The sequence below is a fragment of the Bacterioplanoides sp. SCSIO 12839 genome (assembly GCF_024397975.1).
In the GTDB taxonomy this organism is placed as follows: domain Bacteria; phylum Pseudomonadota; class Gammaproteobacteria; order Pseudomonadales; family Oceanobacteraceae; genus Bacterioplanoides.
Map to the genome: position 1 here is coordinate 1,635,201 of NZ_CP073745.1, position 12,659 is coordinate 1,647,859.

The 12,659-nt window shown below is 49.5% G+C and carries 9 protein-coding genes and 1 other RNA gene; 5 read left to right on the forward strand and 5 right to left on the reverse strand.

What is annotated here, in order from left to right; translation table 11 throughout:
- Positions 1–42: 42 nt before the first annotated feature.
- From KFF03_RS07605 to KFF03_RS07615, 3 genes are all read right to left on the reverse strand, one after another.
- Positions 43–1,425: a CmpA/NrtA family ABC transporter substrate-binding protein gene (locus KFF03_RS07605; RefSeq protein ID WP_255860398.1), complete on the reverse strand. Its 1,383-nt coding sequence runs from the start codon at positions 1,423–1,425 to the stop codon at positions 43–45.
- Between the two features lie 421 nt (positions 1,426–1,846).
- Complete coding sequence (locus tag KFF03_RS07610) at positions 1,847–2,902, reverse strand: CmpA/NrtA family ABC transporter substrate-binding protein (protein ID WP_255860400.1); 1,056 nt, start codon at positions 2,900–2,902, stop codon at positions 1,847–1,849.
- Positions 2,903–2,912: 10 nt separating this feature from the next.
- Positions 2,913–3,536 (reverse strand): ANTAR domain-containing response regulator, encoded by a 624-nt coding sequence (locus KFF03_RS07615; protein ID WP_255860407.1) that lies wholly within the window; start codon positions 3,534–3,536, stop codon positions 2,913–2,915.
- 319 nt (positions 3,537–3,855) lie between these two features.
- Between KFF03_RS07615 and KFF03_RS07620 the strand changes: the two genes are divergently transcribed.
- The gene (locus tag KFF03_RS07620; protein WP_255860409.1) at positions 3,856–6,177 is read left to right on the forward strand and encodes a YgiQ family radical SAM protein; all 2,322 of its coding nucleotides are present in this window, start codon (positions 3,856–3,858) and stop codon (positions 6,175–6,177) included.
- A gap of 368 nt (positions 6,178–6,545) precedes the next feature.
- On the opposite strand, the gene KFF03_RS07625 is transcribed toward KFF03_RS07620, so the two are convergent.
- Together KFF03_RS07625 and KFF03_RS07630 are read right to left on the reverse strand one after the other, a co-directional pair.
- Positions 6,546–6,938, reverse strand: coding sequence for a hypothetical protein (locus KFF03_RS07625; protein WP_255860419.1), 393 nt, complete (start codon positions 6,936–6,938; stop codon positions 6,546–6,548).
- Between the two features lie 210 nt (positions 6,939–7,148).
- Positions 7,149–9,587 carry a Lon protease family protein gene (locus KFF03_RS07630; protein WP_255860426.1) on the reverse strand — a complete coding sequence of 813 codons (2,439 nt, stop codon included), beginning with the start codon at positions 9,585–9,587 and terminating at the stop codon, positions 7,149–7,151.
- A gap of 166 nt (positions 9,588–9,753) precedes the next feature.
- Between KFF03_RS07630 and ybfE the strand changes: the two genes are divergently transcribed.
- From ybfE to KFF03_RS07650, 4 genes are all read left to right on the forward strand, one after another.
- Entirely contained in the window at positions 9,754–10,026 is a 273-nt protein-coding gene (gene ybfE, locus KFF03_RS07635) for a LexA regulated protein (RefSeq protein WP_255860435.1), read from the forward strand.
- A 103-nt stretch (positions 10,027–10,129) separates the two neighbouring features.
- Positions 10,130–10,226, forward strand: an RNA gene (gene ffs, locus KFF03_RS07640) — signal recognition particle sRNA small type.
- 107 nt (positions 10,227–10,333) lie between these two features.
- Positions 10,334–12,301, forward strand: coding sequence for a DNA polymerase III subunit gamma/tau (gene dnaX, locus KFF03_RS07645; protein WP_255860437.1), 1,968 nt, complete (start codon positions 10,334–10,336; stop codon positions 12,299–12,301).
- A 27-nt stretch (positions 12,302–12,328) separates the two neighbouring features.
- Positions 12,329–12,655 carry a YbaB/EbfC family nucleoid-associated protein gene (locus tag KFF03_RS07650; protein ID WP_255860438.1) on the forward strand — a complete coding sequence of 109 codons (327 nt, stop codon included), beginning with the start codon at positions 12,329–12,331 and terminating at the stop codon, positions 12,653–12,655.
- Positions 12,656–12,659 lie beyond the last annotated feature (4 nt).

Here is a 12,659-nt window from a genome sequence, read left to right on the forward strand (position 1 = left end):
CTCATTTTCTGTAACTACAAAGCTGTAGTTAGAGGGCTTCAGTTACAGAACTTCGTCAGCGTCTAAACCAATTTTGAATTTATTGATGTATTCCGTTGGTTTGCTGCCATCGAATACCACACCGTCAATAAAGTCGGGTTGTGGTGGCTTGAAGCCGGTTTCGGTGGCGAAATCAGGGAAGTCTTTAGCTTCTACTTCACCATCTTCAATCAGCGCTTTTGCAGCTTTGGCATAGATATCAGGACGGTATACGTCTGCAGCTACCTTTTTGTACCAAGCGTCATCTTTAGCTTCAGAAATCTGACCCCAACGACGCATTTGTGTCAGGTACCAGATAGCATCTGAGTAGTATGGGTAGGTCGCGTTGTAACGGAAGAATACGTTGAAATCAGGGATTTCACGCTTGTCGCCTTTTTCGTACTCAAAAGTACCGGTCATTGAGTTAGCAATAACGTCGTAGTCGGCACCCACGTAGTAAGGCTTAGACAGATATTTCACGGCTTCAGGACGGTTGGCATTGTTGTCAGCGTCCAGCCATTGAGCAGCACGGATCATGGCTTTTACAACAGCAACCGTCGTGTTTGGATATTTCTCGGTGAATTCTTTAGTCATACCGAATACTTTTTCTGGGTTGTTTTTCCAGATTTCGTAGTCAGTAATAACGGGTACACCAATACCTTTAAATACAGCTTGCTGGTTCCAAGGCTCGCCTACGCAGTAGCCGTAAATGGTGCCCGCTTCTAATGTGGCAGGCATTTGTGGTGGTGGTGTTACCGACAGGAAAGCATCCGCATCAATTTGGCCTTTGGTATCGCCTTTGTGTGGCGCGTAGTAGCCTGGGTGAATACCACCGGCTGCTAACCAGTAACGCAGTTCATAGTTGTGGGTTGATACCGGGAATACCATGCCCATGTTAAATGGCTTGCCCGCGTCGTTGTATTTATCAACGATTGGCTTCAGGTAATCGGCTTTAATCGGGTGAACTGGTTTACCATTTTCATGCGGTACCAGTTTTTTCATTTCATCCCAAACACCGTTGGATACCGTGATGCCGTTACCGTTTAAATCCATGCTGAATGGCGTCACGATGTGAGCTTTGGTACCAAAACCAATGGTGGCGGCTAACGGCTGGCCCGCCAGCATGTGTGCGCCATCTAACTGACCGTCAATCACACCGTTGAGAAGTACTTTCCAGTTGGCTTGTGCTTCCAGCTCAACTTCCAGACCTTCGTCTTCGAAATAACCCAGCTCTTTTGCGATGGCTAAAGGAGCCATATCGGTTAGCTTAATAAAACCAAATTTAAGCTCGGTTTTTTCCGGCTCACCTGCGCTAACAACAAAAGATGTTGTTAGTGACGCTAACCCGGTTGAAATCACCAGTGCTGTTTTCAGCAGGTTACGTCGCAGTGAATTAATTCCTCGCATCGTGTTTCCCCTTTTTAAGCCAAAAAAAAAGCGCCACAACCCCAATAGGTCGTGAGCGCCTTTGCAATATTGAATGTTCGTCTGCGAACACCCGAAATAAAAAAAGTAGTGAACCCAACGTTGGGCTACATAATCTGGATTTAGCGAAGAGTGTGCCAATTTCAAAAAAGGCAGATTTCTCAGGCATTTTTAGCAGGAAAATCAGATTTATTAACGGTTGAGTGCTTTTTGAGCACCAAATCAGGCTAGCCCAAATTAATGATGAACTTCTTTGGTGCGGATTTTCGATTTATTGTGAGGCGTTTTTGCAGAGGGGTGGTAACTGACAGGGCATTTAATAAAAGCGCGCACTTTTATTTTTGCGACAGAAAAACAAAACCCGGCAATTGCCGGGTTCTATTTGCTGTTCAGGCGATAAGCGTTAACGGCTGGAAAAACATTCCTGCGCAACGTGTTTGATATCAGTATCAGCCTGAATCCAGCCCCAACGCTGCATCTGTTGCAGGAACCACTCTCCGTGCTCCACTTTGGCGTCGCCAGCCTGCAGCGGGTCCAGTACCAGCATATTGTGAATGCTGACGGGGGAGTCGCCGAGTTTGTAGCGGAACTCACCAGTCAGAGCCGGCAATAACGCTTCAGCGGGCTGCTCCAGCGCTTCAGCAAGCAGCTCTGCCGCTTTCTCCGGATGCTCATGGCACCACTGAGCTCCCTGGCTGATGGCGTGTATCAGCGCCTGGAGTGTATTCGGGTGCTGCTGCGCCCATTTCTGAGTGACACCCAGTACTTTATCCGGCGCCTGTTGCCAGAGTTTGGTGGCCGGCATCAGGCATTGGCCAACGCCTTGCTGAATAGCAACGCTGTTCCAGGGAGCGCCAGCGAAGAAACCATCAATATGTTGCAGTTTCAGGTGATCGACCATTTGTGACGGTGGTAATACCAGCAATTCAATGTCTTTGTCGGGGTCAATTCCCGCATCAGCCAGCCAGTCACGCATTAGCAAATTGTGAATGGAGAAAGGAAAGACCACGGCAAAGACCAGCTTTTCCTGCTCGTTTTGCTGGCGTTGCTGAATCAATGTTGCTAACTGCTGGCCCAGCTGTTGTGCCGAGGAAGAGGCAATATCATCCACCGCCAGCGTTTCAGCCAGGGTGTTTGAGACGGTCAGAGCGTTACCATTTAATGCCAGTGACATCGGTGCCTGCATGGGTTTTCTCAGGCAGCCAATACCCAGGTGCGTGGCTAATAACATGGGGGCCAGCATTTGTGCCGCATCAAAATGACCAACAATCACTTTATCGCGGATGTTGGCCCAGGAAACTTCCTGCTGCAGCGTGACGTTGAGCCCGGCGTGGCGAAAGTAACCCATTTCCTGTGCCGCAATTAATGGCAGGGCATCGGTCAGAGGCATATAGCCCAGCGTCAGCTTGTCTTTTTCCAATGCAGATGCTTGTTGTGTTGTTTGCTGTGGTGTTGTCATAAGGAAATACTCAGTTACTCAGCAGATTCATCACGGAAATAATGTTCTTCGCGACATCTACCATGCGTTGGCTACGATCCATCGCCATCTTACGGATAGCGTGGTAAGCCTCTTCTTCGGTCATGTTCTTTTGCTTCATCAGCAGGGATTTGGCCTCATCGAGGATACGGCGGTCAGCCAGCTGGTTGCGGGTTTTTTCCAGTTCACTTTTTAATGCCTGGAATTCACGGAAGCGGGCAACGGCAACATCCATAATGGATTTGATGCGTCCGGCCTGCAGGCCATCAACCACATAGGCGCTGACTCCGGCGCGCATGGCTTTTTCGATTGTGTCGGAATCGTCTTCATCGCTGAACATGATCACTGGCTTGGGGTTATGCTGATTAAGAATGCTCATATGTTCCAGCATGTCCCGGTCAGGGCTTTCAATATCAATAAAGATCACATCCGGCTGATTCTCTTCGACCTGTTTAATCAGCCCCTGAGCACTTTCCAGTCGGGCAATCACTTCGCAGCCGGCATCGGTCAGTGCCTGTTCTAACATGGCGGCACGCCCGGGCTGGTCATCAACCAGCATAATTTTAGTAACGCTGCCTTTAATTGCAGCGCCTGAAGCAGTATTGGTTGGTTTCATAGATTTATGGGTACGGCATCACGGTTATTGGTGGGCATCATCTATGGCTGGTAGTCAGCCTGCAATCATTAAACCAAGGTCAATAGGTAATGTTAACTTTGTAATGTTGTGCTTCGTCGTCGAAGTCAGTCGGATTTGGATGATTTAAATGAGAATGACTTCGACTGACAGCCAGTTAAAACCCGGTTAAGACCTTTCTAAGGCTAGGGTTAATGCGGGTTTTACCCGACTTTTTGCACTTTTTCTTAAGACGCTGCTTTTGCCAAAGAGGGAATTTTGGGAGAATGCAGAACCTTTCTGATGATTATTAGTTTTTCTCATGACCGAAGCGCAGAAGCATCTGTTTTCTAACTATCCCTATTGGGCCGAATGTTTTGGCACGGCGCCTTTTTTACCCATGTCGCGTGCTGAAATGGACGAACTTGGCTGGGACAGCTGTGATGTGATTCTGGTGACGGGAGATGCTTATGTCGATCACCCCAGCTTTGGTATGGCGGTGATGGGGCGGATGCTTGAATCTCAGGGCTTCCGGGTGGGTATTATTGCTCAACCCGATTGGAACGACCCGAATGCCTTTACGACACTGGGTAAGCCGAATTTCTATTTTGGTGTGACCGCGGGCAATATGGACTCGCTGATCAACCGTTATACCGCCGATTTAAAAGTGCGCTCTGATGATGCCTATACACCTCACGGTGAGCCGGGTAAGCGTCCGGATCGTGCGGTGATTGTGTATTCGCAAAAATGTCGCGAAGCCTATAAAGATGTGCCGATTGTTATTGGTGGTATCGAAGCCAGTTTGCGCCGTATTGCCCAATACGATTATTGGTCGAATCAGGTGCGCCGTTCGGTATTGATCGATTCCGGTGCCGATATTCTGTTGTACGGCAATGCAGAGCGGGCGATTGTTGAATTAACTCACCGTTTATCCGCAGGCGAGCCGGTCGATACCATTACCGATCTGCGTGGTACCACCATTGTGCGTGACGCGACGCCGGATGGCTGGACTGAAATTGACTCGTCCCGTATTGATTGGCCAGGGCAAATTGATCAGCTGCCGAACCCGTATGAAATGAAAGAAGCCAACAGCGACAGCTGTGCTTCTGACCAGCAAGGGCAGGCCGATAGCGATTCAGACCCGGATGTGATGCCGGTGAAGATTATTCCGATGCCGCTGCAGCGCAAAATTGAGCACGATCTGGATACTACAGCAGTTCGCTTACCTTCCTTTGAGAAGGTGAAAAACGACAGCGCCTTGTATGCACACGCGTCCCGGGTGCTGCATCAGGAATCTAACCCGTATAACGCCCGGCCGCTGATTCAGAAGCACGGCAGTAAAGAAATCTGGGTAAACCCGCCGCCGATCCCATTGGAAACCGATGAAATGGATTCGGTGTTTGGCTTCGCGTATCAGCGTGTGCCACACCCGAGTTATGGTGATGCCCGTATTCCTGCGTATGAGATGATCCGTTTTTCGGTGAATATTATGCGCGGCTGCTTTGGTGGCTGTACCTTCTGTTCCATTACCGAACACGAAGGCCGCATTATTCAGAGCCGTTCACAAGAATCCATCATTAACGAAATTGAAGAGATTCGCGATAAAGTTCCGGGCTTTACCGGCACCATTTCGGATCTGGGTGGGCCAACCGCCAATATGTATTTCCTGAAATGTAAGAGTCAGGAAATTCTGAAAAATTGTCGTCGTTTATCTTGCGTGTATCCGGGGATTTGTAAAAACCTCGAAACCAGCCATAAACCCACCACCGAATTGTACCGTGCCGCCCGTGCGTTACCGGGCATTAAACGGATTGCCATTGCTTCCGGTTTGCGTTACGACCTGGCGGTAGAAGATCCGGAATACGTCCGTGAGCTTGTGACCCATCATGTGGGTGGCTATTTAAAAATTGCACCGGAACATACCGAGCAGAATGTGCTCACTAAAATGATGAAGCCGGGTATGGGTACTTACGATAACTTCAAGCGGATGTTTGATAAGTTCTCGAAAGAAGCCGGTAAAGAGCAATATTTAATTCCGTATTTTATTGCCGCACACCCGGGCACTGAAAATAAAGACATGATGAATCTGGCGTTGTGGTTAAAGCGCAATAAATTCCGGGTTGATCAGGTGCAAACCTTCTATCCGTCACCGATGGCATTAGCAACGGCCATGTACCACTCGGAGCGTAACCCGCTGAAGCGTATGAGCTATAAGCAGCCGAAGATGAATATCCCGCGTGATATTCATCAGCGCCGTATGCATAAAGCGTTTTTACGTTATCACGACGCCAAAAACTGGCCGATGCTGCGTGAAGAACTAAAAGCCATGGGGCGTCAGGATTTAATTGGCTCTGGCGCAAATGCGTTAATTCCGGCTGAAGATGATGTGGGCAATAAGCGTGTTCAACGGCCCGGATTTAAAAAAGCAGGATTTAAGAAGGGTGGTGCTCAAAAAACGGCTACCAAAGACAGCTTTAAAAAGCCGTTAAAAGGCAAATCATCGTGTAAGAAGCCCGGGCAAAAATCGGTAGCGGCTAAGTTTGCTTCGAACTCACCTGCTAAGCAAAAGCCTGCTAAATCGACGTCAGCTAAACCGGCAGCGAATAAGTCGGGTAAACCGAAAAAAGTTCGCAAGCTGAAATAACCATGCACTGGCTGCTTGAACACGAAGCATTATTCCGGCTTGGCTGTTTCAGCAGTGTATTTGTGTTAATGGTGATAGGGGAGTTAGCTCTCCCTTATCGCCAGCAGGCTCATAAACCCCAACGCTGGTTGAGTAACCTCTGCTTTTAGCGCCAGCTAAAAAAGGGAGGATTACCGTTTTTCGGCGTTATTGATGATGCCGTTTCGGTAATGGCTTGTTTTGCTACTAATGATTTTGATTGGCGGGAAGTGTGCTGGTTAATCTAAGCCGGATACTTAGAAGGCGTAATTCCGTGGACACCTCAATCTTAATTAGGTTTCAGTGTCCGTTTTATCGGGAAAAGATCATGGCGGGCATTGCTGGCCTTGTTAGGTTTGTTTTCTGAGTTCATATTCAGCCCCATTTTCGGCAACGATTAGATAATAAGTTTTTAGCTTATTTTCGTGGCCATTTAGAGCGATAATTCCGCTCAATTGGGCCGGACTTAAACTATTGTTTGGATCTGATTCGAAGCCGATATCGACAATAGCGGATATGCTGAATCGTTTCTTTTGTAGCCGCTTTAAATCCAGTATTTTCGTACTGCCACACCACATGGGTTCTTGAGTATTTGCTTTTTTGATTGCCCAAGTAACCAACCACTCCAGGTCGTTTTCTAGAGACTTTTTATGCCAACGACTCTTGGCCAACCCTAGAGCGATTCTGCCTTCCGACCGCCTAATGCAATTGTTTAATCTTCTTCGGCTTTGCTGGTATTCCATTTCAGAAACCTAACATTTTAATTGTGCGCATGCGCGTTTGCACGGAACGTTCGATCTTCAAATATTTTTATAACTAATTGAATTTTAGTGGAAATTTCCATAAGTCTGATTTTCTCATCCATGTAAACGAGCATTGGTGACATTCTTTGTGTCCCCCTTTCAGCTTGAACTGAAAGGGGGATTAGTCTGTTGTTGTAGGGCGCTCGCGCCTTAATCTGATTTCTTCTCGCCCATTTTAGAAATTTCTTCCAGGCGCTTAATAATATCGCCATTAACGCTGCCTTCCGGGAAGTCGCCATCCGGATTGGCCTGGCCTGCTTCGCGGTTCAGTAATAATTCAATCGCCTGATCAACATGTGACACGGCATGAATGGCAAATTCACCGTCGTTCACTGCGTCGATCACCTCTTGCTTCAGCAATAAATTATTGGCGTTGGAGGCCGGAATAATCACACCTTGTTTGCCGGTTAAACCACGGGCTTTGCATAAGCGGAAGAAACCTTCGATCTTTTCATTTACGCCGCCAATTGCCTGAACTTCGCCATACTGGTTCACCGAACCAGTAATCGCAAAGCTCTGATCAACCGGCTCATGAATTAAGGCCGAAATTAAACACACCAGTTCACCTAATGACGCACTGTCGCCATCGATATAGCCATAAGATTGCTCCATGGCGATGTGCGCAGAAATAGCCAGCGGGAATTTCTGGGCGTAACGGTTACCTAAAAAGCCGCTTAAAATCATCACACCTTTAGAGTGGATGGCCTGACCCAGTGACACTTCGCGTTCAATATCGACGACGCCTTTGGAACCCGGATACACCGTGGTGGTAATACGTGCGGGTGAGCCAAAGCTGGTGTCACCCAGCGCCATCACGGTTAAGCCGTTAATTTTGCCGATGGCTTTACCGCTGGTTTCCAGCAGTACGGTGCCGTCCATCATTTGTTCAAATAATTTATCGTACACTCGTCCGGTGCGTTCTTGCTTGGCGGCGATAGCACGATCCAGATGCAGGCGTTCAATAAAAGTATCGCCCGCTAACTGGCGAATAAAATCAGCCTCGGCCAGTAAATCAAACTGCTCACCGATGCGAGCACTTAATACGTCCTGTTGTTCGGCCAGGCGAGCGCTGAACTGAATCATGCGAATCACGGCGTCACGGGTTAAATCCGCATGACCCTGTTCATCAAGACGGCTTTTAATTAAGCGTGAAAAGCCTAATAAATTATCGTCGTTTAACGGCAGGTCGGAGTCGAAGTCGACCACGGCACGGAATAAGCGCTTAAAGTCTTCGTCGTATTCCTGCAATAAATAATAAATCTGGCGTGAGCCAATTAACACCAGTTTAACCTGTAGCGGAATACGCTCCGGCAGCAGGCTGGTGGTATTAATCAGGCCCATTTCAGAGTAGGGCGAATCGAGTTTTAATTGCCCGGACTGTAATGAGCGTTTTAACGCATCCCATACCCAGGGCTCGGATAACACTTTTTCGGCATCGAGAATTAAATAACCGCCATTGGCTTTGTGTAACGCTCCCGGGCAAATGCGCTGGAAGTTGGTGACTAATGCGCCCTGGTCGCTGGCGTATTCGATGCGGCCAAATAAATTGCCATAGCTGGGGTGAGGCTCGTAAACCACCGGTGCACCGCTATCGGCAGCGTGACGGGTGGCAAAGTTCGGCATCAGCGATTCTTCCATGCTGGAGCGCTTAACGTATTCTTCGCGCAGTTCCAGCAGTTTGTCGTCTACCAATTCTTCCAGCACCAATCGTGGCAGGTGCTCTTCCATTTCATCCAGGTAATGGATCAGATCCGGTTGCTCAGCAAAACTCTCACGAATGGGCGTTAATAACGGTGCAATCGCTTCTTTAATGGTTTCCTGATTTAACAGGCGAAGGGCATCGCTGCTTTCACGCTTCCATTGGGGTAATTCCGACAGCTGCTCACTGAGCATTTGTTCCAGATCACCAATATCGTCATGAAAGGTATCGCGCTCTTCTTCCGTGAGCTGAGCAAATTCAGTTTCATCCAGTGCTTTACCATCACGCATTGGGGTAAAACTGATGGTGGAGGCGTCACGGTAAAGCGCAACGCCACGTTTGTGTGCTTCACGCTCAACGGTTTCGATGGATTTGTCGTACTTACGATTAAAAATGTAATCAATGGCAGATTTCTTCTGCTGATACGCCGGGTGCTCCAGCGCCGCGGGGAAGGTGGCCAGTAATTGATCAATTAACGTGCTGATATGATCTTTAAATTCAGACGCCTGTTGCGGTGCCAATGCTAACGATTTTGGCTCGCGTGGGTTTTTAAAATTGTTCACATAACACCAAACGTCGGGCGTGCTCTGGCGTTTGGCTTCACTTTTTAAATAGCCCTGAACATACGAAGAGCGGCCGGTGCCTGCCTCGCCCATCACAAAGATATTGTAGCCCGGGCGCTCCATCGCCACGCCGAACTGAATGGCGTTAACGGCGCGATCCTGACCCAGCACCCCCTGAAAAGCCTCAATCTCAGAGGTATTGGCAAATGGCAGTTGGTCGTTGCTGATATGGCGATACAGTTTATTGGCTGGCAGTTGTGTTGCTGCAGAAGCTGAAGTGCCCGGTGCTGAGGTATCCGGTGTGTCTGTGGGAATGTTTGTGCTCATAAATCGTCGCTGATGCTGAAACCATAAAAATACAAAGGGTTACAGTAGGGGCAACGTCAGCTGTTATCAAGGAGTAGAGGGTGGTATCGGGGGGTAGAGGGCAGCCAAGCGTATTGATTTTGTGCGGCCGATACGCATAATTGCCGCTCCTTCAACCGAGGTCCTTATGTCAGTTCAGCCCGAAGATCGTACTACCATTGATATGTTTGCCAGTCGTGGACCAGGGCGGCCACGCAGCAACCCCTATGATCGTGCGCTGCAGTGCCGTCAAAACAAGCGCAGCCAGCGTTTGCGTGATAAAGCCAAAGGCATGCATCGTCTTGAGGTGCGCATTGAAGGTGAGGTGGTCCAGGCGCTTGACGATGCCTGTGATGATCTGAACATGACACGGGCGGAAATCATCGAAAGAGCGCTAAAGCAGTGGCTGCACATGGGGTAGCGCCTTTTATCCGATAACTGCTTGATTTAAAAATAAGTTTTGGTACAGTACGCGCCACTGATTACTTCAGCTCTGAAGTGCTTTCAGTCGTTATGGTGGCCTCTGCTGGTCCCCTCGCAATGATAGGCTGCGAACCCCGCCAGGCCCGGAAGGGAGCAACGGTAGTAGCTGACTCGTGTGCCGGGGTGTGGCTGGTGGAGGTCATCTCCAATCTGAAATATCTTTCTTGTATCGCTTATCCTTCATCTTCCATGCCTGACAGGGTATTATGCGCACCATTGTGTCACCTTCCTGATTTGGAAAATTAATGAGTTATCAAGTACTTGCCCGTAAATGGAGGCCCCGTTTCTTTGATGAAATGGTCGGGCAGGAACACGTATTACGTGCTTTGATCAACGCCTTAAACGAAGAGCGACTGCATCATGCTTACCTCTTTACCGGAACCCGTGGGGTCGGCAAAACCACCATTGCCCGGATTCTGGCCAAGTGTCTGAACTGTGAGGAAGGTGTCAGTGCCCGCCCGTGCGGCACTTGTAGCTCCTGTCAGGAAATTGCCGATGGCCGCTTTGTTGATCTGATTGAGGTCGATGCGGCATCGCGCACCAAGGTAGAAGACACCCGCGAATTATTAGACAACGTGCAATACGCGCCGACCCGGGGCCGGTTTAAGGTCTACCTGATCGACGAAGTGCACATGTTGTCGACCCATAGTTTTAACGCGCTGTTAAAAACCTTAGAAGAACCGCCAGCACACGTTAAATTCCTGCTGGCGACCACCGATCCGCAAAAACTGCCAGTGACTATCCTGTCGCGCTGTTTGCAGTTCAGCCTGAAAAATATGACACCGGAGAAAATTGTGTCGTATCTGGCTCAGGTACTGGATGCCGAAAAGCTGAGCTATGAAGAGCCCGCTTTATGGCAGCTGGGGCGTGCCGCTCAGGGCAGTATGCGTGATGCCCTGTCTCTGACTGATCAGGCGATTGCCTATGGCGAAGGCCAGGTTGGCGAAGAGCAGGTTAATGCCATGCTGGGCACCATGGATCGTGGGCGATTATTTAAGCTGGCTGAAGTGATGGCGCGGGCGAATGCGGCTGAGGTGTTAACCGAAGTCGCGGCGATGGCGGAACACGGCCCGGATTATGACGAAGTATTGCAGGGTTTGCTGGCGATCTGGCATCGCGCCTCATTAGCGCAGGTGGTGCCGGATGCGATTGATAATACTCAGGGTGACCGCGACGCAATTTTGAAACTGTCGGTTAATATGCAGCCCGAAGATCTGCAACTGTATTATCAGATTGCGTTGCAGGGGCGGGGCGATCTGAATCTGGCGCCCGATCCGCGTCAGGGTTTTGAAATGATTCTGCTGCGTATGCTGGCATTCCGCCCCGCACCTCAGGCACCGGTAGACCTGGATTTAGAAAGTGCACTCAGCGCTGCGCCTGCCATCAATGCCGAGTCTGTCAGCAGTGTCGAGCCTGCTATCAATGCCGAGCTAGAGGCCGAAAAAAAAAAGCCACTGACGGCTGAGTCTACGTTTGAGGCTACGCTTGACTCTAGGCCTGATACTGAACCCGAGCCTTTACCGGCTCCTGAGCCAGATATCACGCCTGTTTCTGAAGTTGCTGTTTCTGAAACTGCTGTTTCTGAGTCTGAACCAAAACCAATATCCAGGCCAGAGCCAGCTATTGAGCAATCAGCTGCTGAACTTTCAACCTCTGAACAGTCAGCGGTAGCAGCGCAGAACCCAGTGGTTGAGGCTCCTAAGCCAGCAGCGTTGTCGATAGAAGAGCGCTTACAGCAGGCTCAGTATGACGCACCGGCTGCGGTGGAATCCCTACCTGCGCCTAGCGTCAAAGACGTCGCTCCGATAGAACCTGATCAACCGCTTGAACCTTTACAGCCACATAACTGGTGGCAATGGGCCGATCGTTTGGCGTTAGCCGGTTTACCCCAGGCGATTGCCCGCAACAGTGCTTTGATTGATGTGACAGGTGAGCATTACACCTTTGACGTCGACCCCGCTCAGGGAGCACTGTTTAATGATACGCAGGCAAAACGAATTGAAGCGGCGTTGCAACAACTGATTCCCGGCAGCAGCCTGACTATGGTGCTGCAACCGCCGCGTGGTGAAACCCCGGAACAGCGACGCCAGCGTGAAAAGGCCGAAGCCTTTTATGCGGCGAAACAATCGATTGACTCCGACCCGGTGGTCAATCATATCCTTACTGAAATGGGCGGTTATGTGGTGGAAGAAACCATCCGGCCGCTGAGTTAATTCACTCAACACATACAGGACTGTCTTATGATGAAAGGTGGTATGGGCAACTTGATGAAGCAAGCCCAGAAAATGCAGGAACAATTGCAACAGGCGCAGGAAAAACTGGCTGAAGCGGAAGTCACCGGCGAGTCCGGCGCTGGCCTGGTTAAAGTCACCATGAATGGTCGCCACGACGTTAAGCGCGTTGAGCTGGACGATTCCGTGATGGAAGAAGACAAAGAAATGCTGGAAGACCTGCTGGCAGCTGCGGTTAATGATGCGGTTCGTAAAATTGAGTCCAACAGCCAGGAGCAGATGTCAAAAATGACGGCTGGCATGGGTATGCCGCCGGGTATGAAATTCCCATTCTGATTGC

What these genes read in the sequence shown, in the direction of transcription:
- KFF03_RS07630 (WP_255860426.1), bottom strand. Translation starts at nt 9,587, where the DNA reads ATGAGCACAAACATTCCCACAGACACACCGGATACCTCAGCACCGGGC.
- KFF03_RS07625 (WP_255860419.1), bottom strand. Translation starts at nt 6,938, where the DNA reads ATGGAATACCAGCAAAGCCGAAGAAGATTAAACAATTGCATTAGGCGG.
- KFF03_RS07615 (WP_255860407.1), bottom strand. Translation starts at nt 3,536, where the DNA reads ATGAAACCAACCAATACTGCTTCAGGCGCTGCAATTAAAGGCAGCGTT.
- dnaX (WP_255860437.1), top strand. Translation starts at nt 10,334, where the DNA reads ATGAGTTATCAAGTACTTGCCCGTAAATGGAGGCCCCGTTTCTTTGAT.
- KFF03_RS07610 (WP_255860400.1), bottom strand. Translation starts at nt 2,902, where the DNA reads ATGACAACACCACAGCAAACAACACAACAAGCATCTGCATTGGAAAAA.
- KFF03_RS07650 (WP_255860438.1), top strand. Translation starts at nt 12,329, where the DNA reads ATGATGAAAGGTGGTATGGGCAACTTGATGAAGCAAGCCCAGAAAATG.
- KFF03_RS07605 (WP_255860398.1), bottom strand. Translation starts at nt 1,425, where the DNA reads ATGCGAGGAATTAATTCACTGCGACGTAACCTGCTGAAAACAGCACTG.
- KFF03_RS07620 (WP_255860409.1), top strand. Translation starts at nt 3,856, where the DNA reads ATGACCGAAGCGCAGAAGCATCTGTTTTCTAACTATCCCTATTGGGCC.
- ybfE (WP_255860435.1), top strand. Translation starts at nt 9,754, where the DNA reads ATGTCAGTTCAGCCCGAAGATCGTACTACCATTGATATGTTTGCCAGT.